General features: G+C 60.8%; 22 protein-coding genes. 11 read left to right on the top strand and 11 right to left on the bottom strand.

The window, feature by feature from the left end:
• Positions 1–24: 24 nt before the first annotated feature.
• Together AACU78_RS16455 and AACU78_RS16450 are read right to left on the bottom strand one after the other, a co-directional pair.
• Positions 25–2,535, bottom strand: a complete 2,511-nt coding sequence (locus AACU78_RS16455) for an ABC transporter permease (protein WP_106576833.1) — start codon at positions 2,533–2,535, stop codon at positions 25–27.
• Positions 2,535–3,218 carry an ABC transporter ATP-binding protein gene (locus AACU78_RS16450; protein WP_106576832.1) on the bottom strand — a complete coding sequence of 228 codons (684 nt, stop codon included), beginning with the start codon at positions 3,216–3,218 and terminating at the stop codon, positions 2,535–2,537. The genes AACU78_RS16455 and AACU78_RS16450 overlap by 1 nt, the downstream gene beginning before the upstream one ends.
• Before the next feature lie 10 nt (positions 3,219–3,228).
• Between AACU78_RS16450 and AACU78_RS16445 the strand changes: the two genes are divergently transcribed.
• From AACU78_RS16445 to AACU78_RS16435, 3 genes are all read left to right on the top strand, one after another.
• Positions 3,229–3,834: an arylesterase gene (locus AACU78_RS16445; protein ID WP_164487917.1), complete on the top strand. Its 606-nt coding sequence runs from the start codon at positions 3,229–3,231 to the stop codon at positions 3,832–3,834.
• Positions 3,835–3,892: 58 nt separating this feature from the next.
• Complete coding sequence (locus AACU78_RS16440; RefSeq protein WP_016972348.1) at positions 3,893–4,186, top strand: hypothetical protein; 294 nt, start codon at positions 3,893–3,895, stop codon at positions 4,184–4,186.
• Positions 4,187–4,281: 95 nt separating this feature from the next.
• Entirely contained in the window at positions 4,282–5,253 is a 972-nt protein-coding gene (locus AACU78_RS16435) for a L,D-transpeptidase family protein (RefSeq protein WP_106576831.1), read from the top strand.
• 134 nt (positions 5,254–5,387) lie between these two features.
• Here the strand turns inward: AACU78_RS16435 and oprI are convergent, their stop codons facing one another.
• Positions 5,388–5,639, bottom strand: a complete 252-nt coding sequence (oprI, locus tag AACU78_RS16430; RefSeq protein ID WP_003172710.1) for an outer membrane lipoprotei OprI — start codon at positions 5,637–5,639, stop codon at positions 5,388–5,390.
• A gap of 612 nt (positions 5,640–6,251) precedes the next feature.
• On the opposite strand from oprI, the gene AACU78_RS16425 reads away from it, so the two are divergent.
• Positions 6,252–6,533 carry a GNAT family N-acetyltransferase gene (locus AACU78_RS16425; protein WP_003189869.1) on the top strand — a complete coding sequence of 94 codons (282 nt, stop codon included), beginning with the start codon at positions 6,252–6,254 and terminating at the stop codon, positions 6,531–6,533.
• 66 nt (positions 6,534–6,599) lie between these two features.
• Here the strand turns inward: AACU78_RS16425 and AACU78_RS16420 are convergent, their stop codons facing one another.
• Both AACU78_RS16420 and AACU78_RS16415 read right to left on the bottom strand, forming a co-directional pair.
• Positions 6,600–7,676 carry a 3-deoxy-7-phosphoheptulonate synthase gene (locus AACU78_RS16420; RefSeq protein WP_060753323.1) on the bottom strand — a complete coding sequence of 359 codons (1,077 nt, stop codon included), beginning with the start codon at positions 7,674–7,676 and terminating at the stop codon, positions 6,600–6,602.
• A 131-nt stretch (positions 7,677–7,807) separates the two neighbouring features.
• Positions 7,808–8,242, bottom strand: coding sequence for a PilZ domain-containing protein (locus AACU78_RS16415; RefSeq protein WP_106576830.1), 435 nt, complete (start codon positions 8,240–8,242; stop codon positions 7,808–7,810).
• Here AACU78_RS16415 and AACU78_RS16410 point away from each other — a divergent pair.
• The 5 genes from AACU78_RS16410 (at position 8,241) to cysB (ending at position 12,164) form a co-directional block, all read left to right on the top strand.
• On the top strand, positions 8,241–8,627 hold the full coding sequence (locus AACU78_RS16410) for a thioredoxin (protein ID WP_106576829.1): 387 nt from the start codon (positions 8,241–8,243) through the stop codon (positions 8,625–8,627). The two genes, AACU78_RS16415 and AACU78_RS16410, sit on opposite strands and share 2 nt — an antisense overlap.
• Positions 8,624–9,586: a putative 2-dehydropantoate 2-reductase gene (locus AACU78_RS16405; RefSeq protein ID WP_106576828.1), complete on the top strand. Its 963-nt coding sequence runs from the start codon at positions 8,624–8,626 to the stop codon at positions 9,584–9,586. Before AACU78_RS16410 ends, AACU78_RS16405 begins: the two co-directional genes overlap by 4 nt.
• 15 nt (positions 9,587–9,601) lie before the next feature.
• Entirely contained in the window at positions 9,602–10,519 is a 918-nt protein-coding gene (locus AACU78_RS16400; protein WP_106576827.1) for a 5'-nucleotidase, read from the top strand.
• A 66-nt stretch (positions 10,520–10,585) separates the two neighbouring features.
• Positions 10,586–11,086: a universal stress protein gene (locus tag AACU78_RS16395; RefSeq protein ID WP_106576826.1), complete on the top strand. Its 501-nt coding sequence runs from the start codon at positions 10,586–10,588 to the stop codon at positions 11,084–11,086.
• A 103-nt stretch (positions 11,087–11,189) separates the two neighbouring features.
• Positions 11,190–12,164, top strand: a complete 975-nt coding sequence (gene cysB / locus AACU78_RS16390) for an HTH-type transcriptional regulator CysB (protein WP_003189876.1) — start codon at positions 11,190–11,192, stop codon at positions 12,162–12,164.
• Positions 12,165–12,169: 5 nt separating this feature from the next.
• On the opposite strand, the gene AACU78_RS16385 is transcribed toward cysB, so the two are convergent.
• On the bottom strand, positions 12,170–12,652 hold the full coding sequence (locus AACU78_RS16385; protein WP_106577287.1) for a GreA/GreB family elongation factor: 483 nt from the start codon (positions 12,650–12,652) through the stop codon (positions 12,170–12,172).
• A 5-nt stretch (positions 12,653–12,657) separates the two neighbouring features.
• Positions 12,658–13,029 (bottom strand): hypothetical protein, encoded by a 372-nt coding sequence (locus AACU78_RS16380; RefSeq protein ID WP_106576825.1) that lies wholly within the window; start codon positions 13,027–13,029, stop codon positions 12,658–12,660.
• A gap of 132 nt (positions 13,030–13,161) precedes the next feature.
• Here AACU78_RS16380 and earP point away from each other — a divergent pair, with 132 nt between their 5' ends.
• Positions 13,162–14,295, top strand: coding sequence for an elongation factor P maturation arginine rhamnosyltransferase EarP (gene earP / locus AACU78_RS16375; RefSeq protein WP_106576824.1), 1,134 nt, complete (start codon positions 13,162–13,164; stop codon positions 14,293–14,295).
• A 49-nt stretch (positions 14,296–14,344) separates the two neighbouring features.
• Positions 14,345–14,917, top strand: a complete 573-nt coding sequence (locus AACU78_RS16370) for an elongation factor P (protein ID WP_003218698.1) — start codon at positions 14,345–14,347, stop codon at positions 14,915–14,917.
• Positions 14,918–14,980: 63 nt separating this feature from the next.
• Here AACU78_RS16370 and AACU78_RS16365 read toward each other — a convergent pair whose 3' ends face one another.
• The 4 genes from AACU78_RS16365 to AACU78_RS16350 form a co-directional block, all read right to left on the bottom strand.
• Positions 14,981–15,997 carry an alpha/beta hydrolase gene (locus tag AACU78_RS16365; protein WP_106576823.1) on the bottom strand — a complete coding sequence of 339 codons (1,017 nt, stop codon included), beginning with the start codon at positions 15,995–15,997 and terminating at the stop codon, positions 14,981–14,983.
• 27 nt (positions 15,998–16,024) lie between these two features.
• Positions 16,025–16,444, bottom strand: coding sequence for an organic hydroperoxide resistance protein (locus tag AACU78_RS16360; protein ID WP_034126737.1), 420 nt, complete (start codon positions 16,442–16,444; stop codon positions 16,025–16,027).
• Positions 16,445–16,697: 253 nt separating this feature from the next.
• Entirely contained in the window at positions 16,698–17,150 is a 453-nt protein-coding gene (locus tag AACU78_RS16355; protein WP_106576822.1) for a MarR family winged helix-turn-helix transcriptional regulator, read from the bottom strand.
• Between the two features lie 80 nt (positions 17,151–17,230).
• Positions 17,231–18,181 (bottom strand): LysR family transcriptional regulator, encoded by a 951-nt coding sequence (locus tag AACU78_RS16350; protein WP_106576821.1) that lies wholly within the window; start codon positions 18,179–18,181, stop codon positions 17,231–17,233.
• Between the last annotated feature and the right edge of the window lie 28 nt (positions 18,182–18,209).

Here is an 18,209-nt window from a genome sequence, read left to right as displayed (position 1 = left end):
AATAGCGTACGGGCCATCAATGTTTCAACCTTCGCGCAATACCGTCAGTGGGCTGGCATTCAACGCACGACGCGTGCCGAATACGCCGGCACCGCCGATCAGTACGGCACCGATCACCGGCAGCAGTAACAGCCACGGGTGAGGGTGCCAGGCCAGGTCGAACGCGTAGCGGTACAACACCCCTGTCACCAACTCCGTACCCAGCGCTGCCAGCAGGCCACTGACTGCGCCGAGCAAGCCGAACTCGATGCGGCGTGCCTTGACCAGCAACTTGCGCTCTGCGCCCAGTGCGCGCAGCAATGCCCCCTGGCGAATGCGCTCATCCAGGGTGGCCTGCAAACCGGAAAACAGCACCGCCATGCCGGCCGCCAGTACAAACAACAATACGTATTCCACCGCCAGGGTCACTTGGGCGAGGATGCTGCGTAACTGCTCCAGCAAGGCCTCGACCTGCAGGATGGTGACGGCCGGGAACGCCCGTGACAGGTCAACGATCTGCTGATCATGGCCTGGCGCCAGGTAGAAGCTGGTCAAGTAAGTTGCGGGCAGGTCCTTCAAGGTGCCCGGCTGGAAGATCATGAAAAAATTGGGCTGGAAGTTATCCCAGTTGATGGTCCGCAAGCTGGTGACCCGCGCTTCACGATTTTCTCCGCCGACGGTAAAGACCAGATGATCGTTGAGTTTGAGCTTCAGGCTTTCAGCCACCTTGGCTTCCACCGAAACCCCGGGGACCTCATCGCCCGGTTGCTGTGACCACCAGGAGCCGGCTGTCAGCACATTGCCCGGTGGCAAGTCGGCCGCCCAGGTCAGGCTCAAGTCACGCTGCACCGCTCGGTCGCCGCTCGAGTCTTTGCTGACAATTTCCTGCACCGGTTCGCCATTGATGCTGATCAGCCGGCCCGGCACCACGGGGTACAACGGCGCCGATTGCGCTTGCACATCCAGGAGTCGGGCGCTGAAGGCGTCCTTGTCGGCCGGCAGGATGTTCAGGGCGAAATAGTTGGGCGCATCCTTGGGCAACTGGTTTTGCCAGGTGTCCAGCAACTCGCCACGCAGCAGGGCGATCAAGCCCATGGACAGCAGGATCAGACCAAACGCCAGCGACTGCCCGGCCGCCGCCAACGGATGACGCAGCAACTGCCCCAGGCCCAGACGCCAGGGCAGCGTGGCGCGGGCCAACAAGCGCCGCAGGCTTTGCAGCAATAACAGCAGCAAGCCGCCGAGGATCAGCGCAGCCACCACGCCGCCGCCCAGCAAGGCGAAGGTCAGCACCAGGTCGAGGCTGAGGCGCCACATAATCAGGCCGAGCGCGAACAGCGCCGCACCATACACCATCCAGGTACTGGACGGGATCGGCAGCAGGTCACGGCGCAAAACCCGCAGCGGTGGCACACGCCCCAGCGCCGCCAGGGGCGGCAAGGCGAAGCCGGCGAGGGCGACCAGCCCGGTGCCGATGCCCGCGACCGCCGGCAGCAGCCCGCCGGGCGGCACGTCCGCCGGCAGCAAGTCGTGCAGGAAATAGAACAGACCAAACTGCGCCAGCCAGCCCAGCAGGGCGCCGGCCAGGCTTGCCGCCACGCCCAGCACGCTCAGTTGCAGGGTGAACAGCAACATCGCCTCGCGGCGCGACAGCCCAAGGCAGCGCAACAGTGCACTGGCATCGAAGCGTCGGCTGGCGAAGCGATTGGCCGACAACGCCACCGCCACGCCAGCCAGCAAGACCGCCACCAGGCTGGCCATGTTCAGGTAGCGCTCGGCCTTGCCCAGCGCGCCGCCGATTTGCTGGTTGCCGTCTCGCGAATCCTGCAGGCGCTGGTTGGCGGCGAGGCCTGGCTTGACCAGGTCGCGATAGGTTTGCAGCGCCGTGCTGCCTTGAGGCGCGCGCCACAGTTCACGGTAACTCACGCGGCTGCCGGGCTGCACCACGCCGGTGGCATCGAGGTCGGCAAGGTTGATCATGACGCGGGGTGTAAGGCTGTAGAAGTTACCAGCGCGGTCTGGCTCGTAAGTCAGTATGCGCGTCAGCCGCAGGGTCTTCATGCCGACATCGATGCTGTCGCCGACTTTCAGGTCCAGCGCCGTCAGCAGCCTTGCTTCCACCCAGGCTTCACCGGGCTTGGGCCCGCCGCCTGGCGTTTCAGTGCCGAACGGTTCAGCCGCACTTTTGAGCTCGCCACGCAGCGGGTACTGCTCGTTGACCGCCTTGATGCTGGAAAGCTGAATGCCATTATCCGTGGCGATGACGCTGGAGAACTCAACGATGCGAGCATGATCCAGGCCCAGTTCGGTCCCGGATTTGATTTGCTCGGGACGGGCTGGCGAGCTGCCTTCGAGCACCAGGTCGGCGCCGAGGAACTCGGTGGCACGCAACAGCATGGCGCCATTGAGGCGTGCACCGAAGTAGCCGATGGCGGTGCTGGCCGCCACGGCCACCACCAGCGCGAAGAACAATACGCGCAACTCGCCGGCGCGGGCATCGCGCAGCAATTGACGCATGGCAAGGCTGAACAGGCGCAACAGCGGCAAACGTGCCATCAAGGCTCCAGGGGCGCGACCATCAGGCCGGCTTCAAGGCGGATCAGGCGTCGGCAACGGTGGGCCAGGCGCTCGTCGTGGGTGACGAGTACCAGGGTCGTGCCGCTTTCTTTATTAAGCTCGAACAGCAGGTCGCTGATACGTTCGCCGGTGTGGCTGTCGAGGTTGCCGGTGGGTTCGTCGGCAAACAGCACATCCGGTTCGGCGGCGAAGGCTCGTGCGATGGCAACCCGTTGTTGCTCGCCACCGGAAAGCTGGCGCGGCGAGTGGGTCAGACGCTGGCCCAACCCGACGCGCTCGAGCAGGTGTCTGGCGCGCTCGCGGGCGTCCTTGCGGCCGTCGAGCTCCAGCGGCAGCATGACGTTTTCCAGGGCATTGAGACTGTCGAGCAGCTGGAATGACTGGAACACGAAGCCGACGTGCTCGGCGCGGATGCGCGCGCGCTGGTCTTCATCCAGGGTGCTCAAGGCTTGGCCTGCCAGTGTGACTTCGCCACTGCTGGGCAGGTCGAGGCCGGCCAACAGGCCCAGGAGGGTGGATTTGCCGGAGCCGGAGCTGCCGACGATAGCCAGGCTATCGCCCTTGTTCAGTTCCAGGCTAAGTTCGTGCAGGATAGTCAGTTCACCTTCCGCGCTGAGAACCACTTTGCTAAGGTTCCGCGCGGTGAGAATGCTTGCGCCCATGGAGAATCCGATGCGAATGTGGTTTTTGAGTGCTGGCCTGGCCTTGATGTGCATGGCCCAGAACGCAGCGGCGGGTACAGTCCTGATCGTTGGCGATAGTATCAGTGCCGGTTTCGGCCTGGATACCAGCAAAGGGTGGGTGGCCTTGCTGGAGCAGCGGCTCAAGCAGGAAGGTTTTGACGACAAAGTGGTCAATGCGTCCATCAGCGGCGACACCAGCGCAGGTGGTCTCGCGCGGCTGCCGGCGGCGCTTGCAGAGCATAAGCCGGACCTGGTGATCCTCGAGCTGGGCGGTAACGATGGCCTGCGCGGCCAGCCGCCAGCGCAATTGAAACAAAATCTTGCGTCGATGATTGACCAGTCCAAGGCTGGCGGCGCCAAGGTGCTGCTGCTGGGCATGCAGCTGCCGCCCAACTACGGTCCCAAATACACCACGGCGTTTGCCGAAGTGTATGGCGCCTTGGCCAAGGAAAAAAGTATCCCGCTGGTGCCGTTTTTCCTTGAAGGTGTGGGTGGTCATCCAGAGTTGATGCAGGCCGATCAGCTGCACCCGGCGGTCGGTGCCCAGGGCAAGTTGCTGGAAAATGTCTGGCCAACGCTAAAACCGCTGCTATGACGCTTTTATACCGGCAGGCTTTCGGCTAAGGTGGCGCCCCCCCGATCTGGAGCCCCCGATGTCGCGCCCTGCCTGGTCCCTGTTCAATTACCAACTGATCGAGCCTGACGAGCAGCTGGACCTGTTCGCCTGCCAGGAAGTTCGGGTGCATCTGGTCGCGCGTCAATTGGAGTTGGGCGGCTCGATCGATCGCACGCTTTGCGGGACTTTATTGCCCGCACAACCGCGTTGGTCCTCGGTCGACCGTTCGATCTTTCAAGACCAGCGACTGTGCCCCCTGTGCCGAGCCATCCTCGAATCGCAGAAGCGTGGCACACCGCCGATCTGGCCGGAGCTGCGTTTCGAGCTGTAAAGGCTTGCGCACGGTCGCAGGCCCTCTGCCTTACCCTCTGACACCCGTGTACAATCAGTTTTTTCCTACCCGTCGTTCTGCGAAGGATTTTCCGGATGTTGTCGCGCCTTTCCGTCGTTTCCTGCTGCCTGTCCCTCGCTGCGCTCTGTGCAGTCGGCTCGGCATCAGCGCTGCAGTTGCCCTTGCCGCCGCCAGGTGAAGACATTGTCGGTCAGGTTCAGGTGATCAAGGCCAAGTACGAAGACACCTTTGCCGACCTGGGCACCACCTACGACTTGGGTTATTCGGAAATGGTCGCGGCCAACCCTGGCGTCGACGCCTGGTTGCCGGGGGCGGGCACGGAGATCGTGCTGCCGACGCGTTTCATCCTGCCGCCGGGTCCTCGTGAAGGCATTGTGATCAACCTGGCGGAATACCGGCTTTACTATTACCCCAAGGGCCAGAATGTGGTTTACACGTTCCCCTTGGGCATCGGCCGTGAAGGCTGGGGTTCGCCGGTCGCGCACACCACCATCACCGGCAAGATCCCCAACCCGACCTGGACGCCGCCCGCGTCGATCAAGGCCGAGCACGCTGCCAATGGTGACCCGCTGCCTAACGTGGTGCCTGCCGGTCCGGACAACCCACTGGGCCCGTTCAAGTTCACCTTGGGCACGCCGGGTTACTTGATTCACGGTTCCAACATGAAATTTGGTATCGGCACGCGTACAAGCCACGGCTGCTTCCGCATGTTCAACAACAATGTGCTGGAAATGGCCGACATGGTGCCGGTCGGCACATCGGTGCGCATCATCAATGATGCCTACAAGTTCGGCAGCAGCGGCGGCAAGGTCTACCTTGAGGCGCATACACCGCTGAACGATGACGGCACGCCGTCCGTGGTCGACAAGCACACGGCGGTCATCAATGCCCTGCTCAAGCGCGAAGACCTGGCCAATAATCTGCGGGTGAACTGGGATCAGGTGCGCGATGTGGTGGCGGCCGAAGACGGTCTGCCAACGGAGATTGGTGTACCGGGCGCCAATGCGCCAGTGGCGTCCAGTACGCCGGTCGATCTGCAGCAGTAAGCCTGCTCGACCCCAGGCCCGCCTCAGCCTTGCGCTGCGGCGGGCTTTTTATTGCGCGGGTTTCGGGGCCGAATCCCAGGCAATAAAAAGCCGACCCAAGAATGGATCGGCTTGATAACAACCCCGAAGGATTATTACTTGCGGCTTGCTTTTTCAAGCATGCGCAGAGCGCGCTCGTTAGCTTCGTCAGCAGTCTGTTGTGCTTTTTGAGCAGCAGCCAGAGCTTCATCAGCTTTACGGTAGGCTTCGTCTGCACGAGCCTGGGAGCGAGCTGCTGCGTCTTCAGTTGCAGTCAGACGAGCTTCGGTTTCTTTGGAGACGCTGCTGCAACCGGTAGCCAGAACTGCGGCCAGAGCCAGAGCAGAGAATTTCAGAACGTTGTTCATCGTGTTCCCCTTCAAGGACTTTCTATTAAATGGCTACTTTCTCAGAGTGAGCGGATAGCCGGCGTACATACTACTCATTACTTGTAGTAAGTAAACTGACGTAGCGCAAGAAGCAAAAAAAATTCTTGCGCCGAATCTGTTTTGGCTAATCTTTGGGAGGATTGTATAAAAAGCCTCCAGATTTTTTCATTTCCCTGGGAACTCGATCCAGGCTGAGAGGTCCGGCCCGCATGTGCCGGGTCCGGTAAACAGGCAAAGATTTATATATCGACGTTGACACTTTTTTTCAGTTGGCCGTTACCGCCTCGTGCATCTTTTGCGTATGTAGAGGTGACTTTAAGAGCGGCAGTTCGTCTCAAGATTCAACTGCCGGCAATGTTCAGGCTATCGATCACTCATTGATCGAGGCCCTTTCTGTAACCGCCAGCGGCAAGGGATGACGAGTGCGCCTTGAGCTATTGCAGCATTGGTGACTACTATTCCCTACGTGCTGGTTGTGAGCGCTATAGGTTTTCTCGTTGTCGAAACCGGCACGGGGTGGCGTAGATGTTCCTTCGCCGGAAAAACATCGGTAAGGTAGGGGTCAAAATCCAAGACCCGCGAGGAGTAGTGATGAGCGAGGCGTTGTCCATCCACCATGACCAGGCAGGTCATCAGTTCGAGACCAATGTGGACGGTCATCGTGCCTATCTGACCTATATGGACCTCGGTAAACAGACCCTGGATATCTATCGCACTTTCGTGCCCAACGCGTTGCGGGGCCGTGGCATTGCTGCGGCGTTGACCGAAGAAGCGTTGAAGTTCGCCGAAGAGGCCGGCTACACGGTGATCCCCTCGTGCTCTTATGTAGAGCGCTACATGGAGCGCCACCAGCGCCATGCCGCGAAGCTGTAACTGAGCGACCGCACCACGAAAAACGCCGGGCTAAGCCCGGCGTTTTTGTGTGCGCAATTCAGCGTTTCAAGTGCGTTTGCGTTTCGGCAATACGTCCTTGAGCTTGGCGTGCATGCTGCGCAGGGTGGTTTCGGTGGCGGACCAGTCGATGCAGGCATCGGTGATCGACACGCCGTACTGCAAGTCGGCCAGGTCTTTTGGGATGGCCTGACAACCCCAGTTCAGATGGCTCTCGACCATCAGGCCGATAATCGACTGGTTGCCTTCGAGGATCTGGTTGGCGACGTTTTCCATCACCAGCGGCTGCAGGGCCGGGTCCTTGTTGGAGTTGGCGTGGCTGCAGTCGACCATGATGTTCGGCTTGATCTTGGCCTTGTTCAGCGCCTGCTCGCACAGCGCAACGCTGACCGAATCATAGTTGGGCTTGCCGTTGCCGCCGCGCAGGACCACGTGCCCGTAGGCATTGCCCTTGGTGGTGACGATGGACACGCCACCTTCCTGGTTGATCCCCAGGAAGCGGTGCGGGCTGGACACCGATTGCAGCGCATTGATCGCGACGGTCAGGCCGCCGTCGGTGCCGTTTTTGAAACCGACGGCCGAAGACAGCCCGGACGCCATTTCGCGGTGAGTCTGGGATTCGGTAGTGCGCGCGCCGATGGCCGACCAGCTGATCAGGTCCTGCAGGTACTGCGGGGAGATCGGGTCGAGGGCTTCGGTGGCGGTGGGCAGGCCCATTTCTGCCAGGTCCAGCAGCAATTGACGACCAATGTGCAAGCCGTCCTGAATCTTGAACGAGTCATCCAGGTACGGGTCGTTGATCAAACCTTTCCAGCCGACGGTAGTGCGCGGTTTTTCGAAGTAGACGCGCATCACCAGGTACAAGGTGTCGGACACTTCAGCCGCCAGCACTTTGAGGCGCTCGGCGTATTCGTGGGCAGCCTTGAGGTCGTGGATCGAGCAAGGGCCGATCACCACAAAGAGGCGGTGGTCGGTGCCGTCGAGAATGTCACGGATGACTTCGCGGCCCTTGGTGACGGTCTGCAGGGCAGCGTCGCTCAGAGGGATTTCGCGCTTGAGCTGATCGGGCGTGATCAGGGTCTCGTTGGATTCGACGTTAAGGTCGTTGATCGGTAAATCAGCCATCGTGTTACTCGTCAGGGTCACGGGTGCCGGCCGCCAGCCATCCCCGTGCGGCGGAGCACAGCATGATTTGAATGCAGGGGGGAGGAACCTTAGCGCGTAACACGGGCCCGCGACAATGGGCAAAACCGGCTTTAATCCAGCGCCGGCGCCACAAAAGTCTCGCGGGAGAACTCACCGGCATGACGCGAGACCCACTCCCGAGCCATGGCTTCGAGTTGCGCAGGCGTCGGCTCGGCGTCTTCATGCAAGCGGCAGTAGCGTTCGATCTGGCACACTTGCTCGCCCATTCGCGCACCGAACAATGCGTGCTCATCGGTAAAAGAGATGCCGATGCGATAGCCTTTTTCGAGCTTGCGACACCAGGCTACATAGCCCGGATAACGGGCGCTGGCGCCCAGGGAAGGGATGCGCAGATCAACCGCCGTGCCCTGGCGCCAGGCACGCGGGCAATTGCAGGCGACGCCGCCCAGGCCGATAGTGTGCAGGCGTTGGCGGGGAATGGCGGGAGCGGGGCGTTGGATTAACTCGACGGCGACATCATCAGGGTGAGGTAAAAAACGACCCATGTACACGGACTCCGAGCACCGTCCAGTTGACGGCGGTGGCAGCAGTATAGTGAAGGAACTGGAATTGACCGACCTGGATATTGACCAGCAACTGCTGGGATTGCCAGGTATTTCGCTGGTGGTATTTACCAGTGTCGGTTGTTCCAGTTGCCGCTGGGCACGTCAGCAGCTGCCGGGCTGGCGTTTGCCGGTCGACCGCGTGTGCTGGGTGGATGCCGGGCACAACGGCGGTGCGGTCGAGCGCTATCAGATCTTTCATTTGCCCGCCTTGTTCCTCGTGTGCGAGGGTCAATTCCTTGGGCAGTTACACACCCGTCTTGCACTTGCCGACCTTACCGAGGCAGTGGATCAAGCACTCACCCGCACACCAGAGGATTTGCCATGACCGCAGTTGCATCCCCGTCACCACGCATTGGCATTATCGGCACCGGTGCTATCGGTGGGTTCTACGGCGTGATGCTGGCGCGTGCCGGGTTCGACGTGCACTTCCTGTTGCGCAGCGAATACGCGGCGGTCAGCGAGCACGGCCTGCACCTCAACAGTACGCTGCATGGCAAGTTGCACCTGCACCCGGTGCAGGCCTACGCCCGCGCTGCGGATATGCCGGCGTGCGACTGGCTGCTGGTGGGCACCAAATCCACCGGCAATGTGGACCTCGCGCCGACCATCGCCCAGGTCGCCGCCCCGGACGCCAGGGTGGTGCTGTTGCAAAATGGCCTCGACGTCGAGGACAGCCTGCGCGAACACCTGCCGCCGTCGCTGCACTTGCTGGGTGGCCTGTGCTACATCGGCGTGCACCGTTCTGCGCCGGGCGTCGTCGAGCATCAGGCCTTGGGCCGGGTCAATCTTGGTTACCACAGCGGCACCGCGGCCAACGATGAGTCGCGCCAGCGGGCGATTGTCGAAGAGGGCGCCGCGCTGTTTCACCAGGCCGGTATCGAGTCCCAGGCCATGGCCAATGTGCACCAGGCCCGCTGGCACAAACTGGTGTGGAATGTGCCTTATAACGGCCTCTCCGTGTTGCTGGGCACTGGCACCACCGCGCTGATGGCCGATGAATCGAGCCGCGAGTTGATCCAGGCATTGATGGCTGAAGTGGTCAAAGGCGCGCACGCCTGCGGCCATGAAATCCCTGCCAGTTACGCCGAGCAGATGTTCGCCATGACCGAAACCATGGACGACTACCTGCCCAGCATGTATCACGACCATGTGCACAAACGTCCGCTGGAATTGGCGGCGATCTACGCCCGGCCATTGGCCGCGGCAAAAGCGGCGGGCTGCGAATTGCCACGCATGCAGGCGCTTTACCAGGCCTTGAGTTTTATTGATCGGCACAACCGCTGATTCGGGGGAAACACCATGGCGAAGGGATTGGGCGACAAACTGGTGCTGGCGATTTCGTCGCGCGCACTGTTCGACCTGAGTGACAGTCACAAGGTCTACCTGGCCGAAGGGGTAGAGGCTTACCGCAAGTACCAGATCGAGCACGAGGAAGAAACCCTCGAGCCCGGCGATGCCTTCCCTTTGGTCAAGAAGCTCTTGAGCCTTAACGCCAGCCTGGGCCGGGCCCGCGTCGAAGTGGTGCTGGTGTCGCGCAACAGTGCCGACACCGGCTTGCGCGTGTTCAATTCGATCCAGCATTACGGCCTGGATATTTCCCGCGCCGCGTTCGTCGGCGGGCGCAGTCCCTATCCATACCTGGCCGCATTTGGTTGCCACCTGTTTCTGTCGACCCATCCCGACGATGTGCGCAGTGCACTGGATGCCGGCTTTGCCGCGGCGACAATTCTGTCGGGCGGCCCGCATCGGGCCTCAAGTGAAGAATTGCGGATTGCGTTCGACGGTGATGCGGTGCTGTTTTCCGATGAGTCCGAGCGTGTCTATCAGTCAGGCGGGCTGGAGGCATTTCTGGCCAGCGAGCGCGAGTCGGCGCGCCAGCCGTTGCACGGTGGTCCGTTCAAGGGGTTCCTGGCGGCGCTTAACGTGTTGCAGAGCGAGTTCGCAGACGAGGCGTGCCCGATTCGCACGGCGTTGGTCACCGCGCGTTCGGCGCCGTCCCACGAGCGGGTGATTCGCACCCTGCGCGAATGGGATATCCGTCTGGACGAGTCGTTGTTCCTCGGTGGCCTGGAGAAGTCCGCGTTTCTGGAGGCGTTCGCCGCCGATGTGTTTTTCGATGACCAGGCCGGTCATTGCGAGAAGGCCAGGGAAGTGGTGGCCACCGGGCATGTGCCCCATGGCATCAGCAATGAGTTGAAAATCCACACCGAGAGCTGAGCCCCAGTCCCGCAGGCGCTGCTAAGCTCATTCAATCCCCGCCATCCTGGCCGTCCAGGAGGTTCTATGATTCGTTCGATGCTGTACGCCACGGACCTCGGTCTGTATGCGCCCTATGTCATGCAGCATGCGCTGGCACTGGCCCGAACGTTCAAGGCGGATTTGTATGTGATTCATGTGGTCGAGCCGATCGGGCTGTTCGCCGAATCGGTGCTGCAAAGCTACCTGGATGAGAAAGCCCTGAGCGAATGGCAGAGCCAGGGGCTGACCACGGTGATGGCAACCATCGAGCAGCGGGTGCTGGACAGTTTTCGCGAGGAGCTCGGGGAAGGGGAGCAGGACCTGAAATTGATTCGCTCGGTGCGCGTGATCCAGGGGGACCCGTGCGAGGTCATTCTCGACCAGCTGCAAAAACTTTCCGTCGACTTGTTGATCGTAGGAAGTCACAGCCACGCAACGGCCGCTGCCACGCCGCTTGGGCGCACGGCCGCCAGGGTGCTGCAGTTGGCGACAGTGCCGGTTTATATGGTGCCGTCGCTGCAGCGCCGACGCAGTGACGATGCCTGATCGGTAAAAACGATAAAAAGTTCTAGATTTATGCATCTAACCTTTAATATAGTTATATACCGTCGCTGATACCCGTGGCGTCTATCTGCTTTGAGGGACACATATGAAGCTTCAACAACTGCGCTACATCTGGGAAGTGGCGCACCACGACCTCAACGTTTCCGCTACCGCTCAAAGCCTTTACACCTCGCAACCCGGTATCAGCAAGCAGATCCGCCTGCTCGAAGACGAGCTGGGCGTCGAAGTGTTCGCGCGCAGCGGCAAGCACTTGACCCGCGTCACCCCGGCCGGCGAGCGCATCATCACCACCGCCGGCGAGATCCTGCGTAAAGTCGAAAGCATCAAGCAGATCGCCCAGGAATTCTCCAACGAGAAAAAAGGCACCCTGTCGATCGCCACCACGCACACCCAGGCGCGTTATGCCTTGCCGCCGGTGATCCGCGATTTCATCAAGCAATACCCGGACGTCGCCCTGCACATGCACCAGGGTTCGCCGATGCAGATCGCCGAGATGGCCGCTGACGGCACCGTCGATTTCGCCATCGCTACCGAAGCCCTCGAGCTGTTCGGCGACCTGGTGATGATGCCGTGCTACCGCTGGAACCGTTGCGTGGTCGTGCCCCAGGGCCACCCATTGGCCAAGCTGCCGAAGTTGACCCTCGAAGCCCTGGCCGAATACCCGATCGTGACGTACGTGTTCGGTTTCACCGGCCGCTCCAAGCTCGACGAAGCCTTCAGCCATCGCGGCCTTACGCCGAAAGTAGTGTTTACCGCAGCCGACGCCGACGTGATCAAGACTTACGTCCGACTGGGCCTGGGCGTGGGTATCGTGGCCAAGATGGCGGTCGATACCAACCTAGACAAAGACCTGGTGGTGCTCGACGCCAGTGAGCTGTTCGAGTCCAGCGTGACCAAGATCGGTTTCCGTCGTGGCACGTTCCTGCGTGGCTTCATGTGCGATTTCATCGAGAAATTCGCGCCGCACCTGACCCGCGAAGTCATGGCCAAGGCGATCCAGTGCCACAACAAGCAAGAACTGGAAGAGCTGTTTGACGGCGTAGAACTGCCCGTCCACTGAGTGGCTTATCGGGCCTCGGTAACCGTGAAGTGTTGCCGGGCGCCCGCCACCAGAATCTCCACCTCATCCCCTTCGAACTTGCCCAGCAGGCTGTTGCCCAGCGGCGAGCGTGGGGTGATGACGGTCACCGGTTGCCCCACCACGTCGACCTTCAAGCCCGCCGCATCCGGCGCCAGGAACAGCCACTGCTGGCGACCGTTCTCGTCTTCCAAACCCAGCAGCGCACCGACTTCTATGCCGCGTTGATCATAGTAAGCACGCAACTGCAGGTTCTGGCACAGCGCGAGCGATTGCTTGATTTCTTCGACGCGCTTGGCTTGCCCGGCCGCGAGGTAAGACGCTTCCAGCCCCAGCGTGTCGTACTTGTTCTCGGCGATGTTCTCTTCGTGGGTCGCGGTCTCGTAGGCGGTCTGCGCGGCGCGCTGGGCAATGTCGAGGTCGACGGTGAGTTTTTCCAGGATCAACTGGAGGACGGCGTGCTTATTCATGGGCATCAATCGCAGAATTGCAGGACATTCGCCTTGCTCTTTTCATTGGGCGCGTTCTGGTCCTGTTGCAGCCAGAACTGGCATTTGGGGTTGGACAGGTTGCGCGCGTTGTTGCGCGCCTGGTCCAGGGTTTGCTGTTGTTCCTGCTTGCGAAGGTTTTCCTGGTACTGCTCGAACATACGGTTCGGCGGTTCTGGCGCAACAACGGTGGCGGGCTTGCCCAGTTGCTCAACGGCCTGAGCCACCGGCGCCAGGCTTTGCGGGAACACGTAGCGCGACGCCAGCCAGGTGGTCAGCACAATGGCGATAAACCCCAGCCACAGGCCGAACGCCACGGCGATACTGAGCTTGAACAGCGACAACGAACGATCAGACATAGTGGCCTCCTGGCGGGCATTTGCGGCGTGGCGGCGATTGTCGCACAGCCACTGTGCAGAATAATCGCGATCAAGCCTTCTGCATCGACGCATTTATGCGGACAATCGAGCCTTTGAGTGTTGGAGCCCGGAATGAAAGCCCGCTGGGATATTTTTTGCAGCGTCGTCGACAACTACGGCGACATTGGCGTGACCTGGCGCCTGGCCCGGCAACTGGTGGTGGAGCACGCCTGCGACGTGCGCTTGTGGGTCGATGACTTGCGTGCTTTTGAACGCATGTGCCCAGAGATTGATGTGCAACTGAACCCGCAATGGCAGGAAGGCGTAGAGGTGTGCCATTGGCCGGCACAATGGCGCGACACGCCTTGCGCCGATGTAGTGATCGCAGCCTTTGCCTGCCAGTTGCCCCCTGAGTACATGGAAGCCATGGCCGCGCGCGACCGCACGCCGTTGTGGATGAACCTGGACTACCTCAGCGCTGAAGACTGGGTGGTGGGGTGCCATCGCCTGCCGTCGGTGAAGTTCAAGGGCGTGCAGAAGTATTTCTTCTTTCCTGGCTTTCGGCCGGGCACTGGCGGGCTTTTACGCGAAGGCGGCTTGCTGGAGCAGCGTCAGGCTTTTCAAGAGGATCGCGCCGCGCAGCGGCAATTCCTGCAAGCGCTGGGCGTATTTCCGGCAGATGGCGTGCGTTTGATGTCGCTGTTCGCCTACGAAAACGCCGGGCTCGACCGTTGGCTGGACGTGCTGGCGACGGACGAGCGTGCCACTCATCTGTTGGTGCCCGAAGGGCGCATCCTTGGCGATGTGCAGCGCTGGCTCGGCGTGGAAGGCCTTGCGGTGGGGGCGGTGCATCAGCGCGATGCCCTGACGGTGCAAGTGTTGCCGTTCGTACGCCAGGAGCAATATGACCGTCTGCTGTGGTGCTGCGACTTCAACGCCGTGCGCGGCGAAGACTCGTTCGTACGCGCCCAATGGGCCGGGCGGCCGATGCTGTGGCACATCTATCGCCAGGACGAAGACATCCATCTGGACAAGCTTGATGCCTTCCTGCAGCTGTACACCGGGGCCTTGTCGCCCGCCGCCAAGGCAGCGGTGGTTGCCCTTTGGCAAGCCTGGAACGCTGATGGCGATATGGCACAACCGTGGAAAATGCTGCTGGAGCACTGGCCAGAGGTGAGTCAGAACGCCCAGGCGTGGTGTCTGGAACAAGGCTTGCAGGCTGATCTTGCGACGGCGCTGGTACAGTTTTATGAAAGTTGGATATGATACGCGACCTTGATTTTTGTAAATCCCATCCAAATTTCGGATATACGCAATGAAAACTGGTAAAGAACTGAAACCCGGTACAGTGATCCGTCTCGAAAACGACCCTTGGCTGGTTCAGAAAGCTGAGTTCACCAAGTCTGGTCGTAACAGCGCAATCATGAAGACCAAGCTGAAGAACCTGCTGACCGGTTACAAGACCGAGATCGTTTACAGCGCCGACGACAAACTGGACGACGTGATCCTCGACCGCAAAGAAGCGACTCTGTCCTTCATCAGCGGCGACACCTACACGTTCATGGACACCACCGACTACACCATGTACGAGCTGAACGCTGAAGATATCGAAGCTGTTCTGCCGTTCGTGGAAGAAGGCATGGAAGACGTTTGCGAAGCGATCTTCTTCGAAGACCGCCTGGTTTCCGTAGAGCTGCCGACCACTATCGTGCGTAAAGTTGCCTACACCGAAGGTTCCGCTCGCGGCGACACGTCGGGCAAGGTCATGAAGCCTGCCAAACTGGCTAACGGTACCGAGCTGCAAGTGGCTGATTTCATCGAAATCGACGACCTGATCGAGATCGACACCCGTGAAGGTGGTTCGTACAAAGGTCGCGCCAAGAAGTAATTCTGGCCCCACCGATACGAAAAAAAGCCCGACCTTGAGTCGGGCTTTTTCATGGACGCCTGTTTACTTCAGGTGTTGCTTGAGCTCTTGCGAGGCCTGCAGCAAGGCTGAACGGACTTCCGGCACCTGGCTGACCACGTTGAGTAAACCGTAGTCGTGGATCATGCCGTTGTAGCGCACGGCGGTCACCGGTACACCGGCCTGGTCCAGCTTGCGTGCGTAGGCTTCACCTTCGTCACGCAGCACATCGGCGCCAGCGGTCTGGATCAGCGCAGGCGGCAAGCCCTTGAGTTGATCCGTGGTGGCCCGCAGCGGCGACGCGTAGATCTGCGCGCGCTGATTGGCGTCGGTGGTGTAGTTGTCCCAGAACCACTTCATCATGTTTCGGGTGAGGAAGTGCCCCTCGGCAAATTGGTTGTAGGAACCGGTGTCGAAGTTGGCGTCGGTCACCGGCCACAGCAACAGTTGGAACTTGATTGCCGGCGTGCCTTTGTCCTTGGCCATCAGGCTGACGACTGCCGCCATATTGCCGCCGACGCTGTTGCCTGCGACCGCCAGGCGCTTGCCGTCGACATTGATCTCCTTGCCGTGCTCGGCCACCCATTGGGTCGCGCCGTAGGCCTGGTTGATCGCCACCGGGTAATGCGCTTCCGGCGAAGGCGAGTAGTTAACGAACACCGCCACCGCGCCGGAACCCACCACCAGATCGCGCACCAGTCGCTCGTGGGTTGGGTAATCGCCCAGCACCCAGCCGCCACCGTGGAAGAACATAAACACTGGCAATGCGCCTTTAACCCCGGCTGGCCGCACGATGGTCAGGTCCAGCGGCTTGCCATCAACCCGAATGGTTTTCTGACTCACATCGGCGCTGGGCAGCGTCAACTTCACACCCGCCTGGGCGCCGGTCAGCACGGCCCGCGCGTCTTTGGGTGTCAACTGTTCCATTGGCTGACCGGTGCCTGCGTTGAGCACATCCAGGAAGGCCTGGGTGGTGTGCTCAACGTCGCCGGGGGCGGCGAACGCGGTGTTGATCGACAGCGCGAGCAGGGTACCGGTGAGGGCTTTACCCATTGTGTTCATGTGCTTCTCCAGTGGCGGCAAAGGGCGTCAGACAGTCACGTGCAGGCGTACATCGACGTTGCCGCGGGTGGCGTTGGAGTACGGGCAGACTTGGTGAGCCGCGTCGACCAGGCTTTGTGCGTCATCCTGCGCCAGGCCCGGCAGGCTCACGTGCAGGTCGATGTCCAGGCCGAAACCGCCGGGGATTTGACCGATGCCGACGTGGGCAGTAATCGAAGCGTCATCCGGGATTTTGCGTTTGGTCTGACTGGCGACGAACTTCAGTGCGCCGATGAAGCAGGCCGAGTAGCCGGCCGCGAACAGCTGTTCAGGGTTGGTGGCTTGGCCGCCAGCGCCGCCCAGCTCTTTGGGCGTGGAGAGTTTGACGTCGAGGATGTTGTCGCTGGAAACAGCACGACCATCACGGCCGCCGGTGGCGGTGGCTACTGCGGTATAGAGAGTTTGCATGGTGTCGTCCTCTTGGGTTTTTAGCGCTAAATGTTTGTGCGCTAAGTAGTTGGTGAGGCGAATGTATAGCGCTAATGTTTAGCGCGCAAGATAAATTTACAAAAATATTTCCCGGACATTATTTTCTGGGGCAACCCAAACAAATGTGGGAGCTGTCTTGCCTGCGATTGCGCAGTGTCAGCCACTGCATTCATGACTGATGTACCGCGATCGCAGGCAAGCCAGCTCCCACCTTTTTACTGCGTGAATGCCTTTAAATTGCGTCTTGCAGATTGCCCCGCAAGGCAATCAAGTCACTTTGCAACTTGCGCAACTGCTCCAGCTGTAACCCGCTGGCGCCGAGGATGCACTGCGGGATGCCCATGGCTTTTTCCTGCAACGCGCGGCCTGCCGGGGTCAATTCCACCACCACCACACGTTCATCTTCGCGGCTGCGGGTCCGGCTGAGCAGGCCTTCGGCTTCCAGCCGCTTGAGCAGCGGCGTCAGCGAACCCGGATCGGTCAGCAGCCGAGTGCTGATTTCGCCGACGGTCAAACCATCCTCTTCCCACAGCACCATCATCGCCAGGTACTGCGGGTAGGTCAGGCCGAGGGCTTGTAGCAGCGGCTTGTAGACCTTGGTCATCAGCAACGAAGTGGAGTGCAGGGCGAAACACAGCTGGTTATCCAGCATGAGGGATTCGCAAGGGTCGGGATTTTTGCGCATGACAGTGCCTCGAAAAAGCGTATATGGGCTGGAATCTAGCGATCAAACCTTTAATGCGCCAGATAATTCTGCCTGTGGGGTCAGACCAGGCCGCTTTGTAATGCCAGATCCCAGGGCGGTACTGGGCTGAAGCGGGACTTGAGGTATTCCAGCAGCAGGCGGCTGCGTGCATTGGCCTGCTGTTCCAGACGCAGCGCGTAAATGCCGGTGGTTTCCGGGCTGGGCAGGCCGTTTTCGCAAAACAGCGGTAACAACTCACCACGCACCAGGTATTCACTGGCCAGCCACGTCGGCAAGTGCGCGATGCCCAGCCCGGCGAGCGCGCCGCACAGCAGGGCTTCGGCATTATTGGCACTCAGGCGGATGCGTTGCGGGCGATAGGTGGCGCGGCGGCCGTCAAGCTCGAAGCGCCAGGCGAACATCGGCGCCAGGCCGTCCCAGTCGAGGCCATCGTGCTCGCTCAGCTCCCGAGGATGAGTCGGCGTGCCACGGCTTTTGAGGTAAGCCGGGCTGGCGCAGGCGATGCGCACGATGCTGGCCAATGGCGTGGCGATCAAGCGGGTGTCGACGATGTGCCCGGCGCGCAGCACCAGGTCGACCTTGCCCAAGTGGGCGCCCTGCATGTCGACAAAGCTGTCGATCAAATGCAGGTGCACGTCCAGCCCCGGATACACATTCAGAAAGTCGGCAATCACCGGCGCCAAGTGCCGTCGGCCGAAGGCTGCCGGCGCGTCCACGCGGATCAGGCCCTCCGGCGCATGGCTCAACGACACCGCCTCGGCCCGGGCCAGCTGCAACTCGCTGACAATCCGTCGCGCCCGTTCGGCAAACGCCAGGCCTGCCGGGGTTGGCACCACGGCATGGGTGCTGCGCTGAAACAAGCGGCTGCCGACCGAGCTTTCCAGGCTGTCAATGCGCCGAGCCACTGCTGAAGGGGTCAGCGGATGGCGGCGAGCGGCAGCGGAAAAACTTCCGGTTTCCAGTACATCAAGAAACAGGCTCAGTTGATCGGTCAAGGTATTGGGGTTCATGAATAGGCGCTTATGCGAGTTCGGCACA

The sequence above is a fragment of the Pseudomonas sp. R9.37 genome (assembly GCF_963878885.1).
Classification (GTDB): Bacteria; Pseudomonadota; Gammaproteobacteria; order Pseudomonadales; family Pseudomonadaceae; genus Aquipseudomonas.
The sequence above is the reverse complement of the archived record's forward strand: the minus strand, read 5'-3'. Positions and strand labels throughout refer to the sequence as shown.

Bases quoted from the DNA above. Each gene is read 5' to 3' on its own strand.
- AACU78_RS16405 (WP_106576828.1), top strand. From the start codon at position 8,624: ATGACCGCAGTTGCATCCCCGTCACCACGCATTGGCATTATCGGCACC.
- cysB (WP_003189876.1), top strand. From the start codon at position 11,190: ATGAAGCTTCAACAACTGCGCTACATCTGGGAAGTGGCGCACCACGAC.
- earP (WP_106576824.1), top strand. From the start codon at position 13,162: ATGAAAGCCCGCTGGGATATTTTTTGCAGCGTCGTCGACAACTACGGC.
- AACU78_RS16380 (WP_106576825.1), bottom strand. From the start codon at position 13,029: ATGTCTGATCGTTCGTTGTCGCTGTTCAAGCTCAGTATCGCCGTGGCG.
- AACU78_RS16355 (WP_106576822.1), bottom strand. From the start codon at position 17,150: ATGCGCAAAAATCCCGACCCTTGCGAATCCCTCATGCTGGATAACCAG.
- AACU78_RS16450 (WP_106576832.1), bottom strand. From the start codon at position 3,218: ATGGGCGCAAGCATTCTCACCGCGCGGAACCTTAGCAAAGTGGTTCTC.
- AACU78_RS16370 (WP_003218698.1), top strand. From the start codon at position 14,345: ATGAAAACTGGTAAAGAACTGAAACCCGGTACAGTGATCCGTCTCGAA.
- AACU78_RS16395 (WP_106576826.1), top strand. From the start codon at position 10,586: ATGATTCGTTCGATGCTGTACGCCACGGACCTCGGTCTGTATGCGCCC.
- AACU78_RS16455 (WP_106576833.1), bottom strand. From the start codon at position 2,535: ATGGCACGTTTGCCGCTGTTGCGCCTGTTCAGCCTTGCCATGCGTCAA.
- AACU78_RS16360 (WP_034126737.1), bottom strand. From the start codon at position 16,444: ATGCAAACTCTCTATACCGCAGTAGCCACCGCCACCGGCGGCCGTGAT.
- AACU78_RS16435 (WP_106576831.1), top strand. From the start codon at position 4,282: ATGTTGTCGCGCCTTTCCGTCGTTTCCTGCTGCCTGTCCCTCGCTGCG.
- AACU78_RS16420 (WP_060753323.1), bottom strand. From the start codon at position 7,676: ATGGCTGATTTACCGATCAACGACCTTAACGTCGAATCCAACGAGACC.
- AACU78_RS16445 (WP_164487917.1), top strand. From the start codon at position 3,229: ATGCGAATGTGGTTTTTGAGTGCTGGCCTGGCCTTGATGTGCATGGCC.
- AACU78_RS16440 (WP_016972348.1), top strand. From the start codon at position 3,893: ATGTCGCGCCCTGCCTGGTCCCTGTTCAATTACCAACTGATCGAGCCT.
- AACU78_RS16425 (WP_003189869.1), top strand. From the start codon at position 6,252: ATGAGCGAGGCGTTGTCCATCCACCATGACCAGGCAGGTCATCAGTTC.
- AACU78_RS16350 (WP_106576821.1), bottom strand. From the start codon at position 18,181: ATGAACCCCAATACCTTGACCGATCAACTGAGCCTGTTTCTTGATGTA.
- oprI (WP_003172710.1), bottom strand. From the start codon at position 5,639: ATGAACAACGTTCTGAAATTCTCTGCTCTGGCTCTGGCCGCAGTTCTG.
- AACU78_RS16400 (WP_106576827.1), top strand. From the start codon at position 9,602: ATGGCGAAGGGATTGGGCGACAAACTGGTGCTGGCGATTTCGTCGCGC.
- AACU78_RS16410 (WP_106576829.1), top strand. From the start codon at position 8,241: ATGTACACGGACTCCGAGCACCGTCCAGTTGACGGCGGTGGCAGCAGT.
- AACU78_RS16385 (WP_106577287.1), bottom strand. From the start codon at position 12,652: ATGAATAAGCACGCCGTCCTCCAGTTGATCCTGGAAAAACTCACCGTC.
- AACU78_RS16365 (WP_106576823.1), bottom strand. From the start codon at position 15,997: ATGAACACAATGGGTAAAGCCCTCACCGGTACCCTGCTCGCGCTGTCG.
- AACU78_RS16415 (WP_106576830.1), bottom strand. From the start codon at position 8,242: ATGGGTCGTTTTTTACCTCACCCTGATGATGTCGCCGTCGAGTTAATC.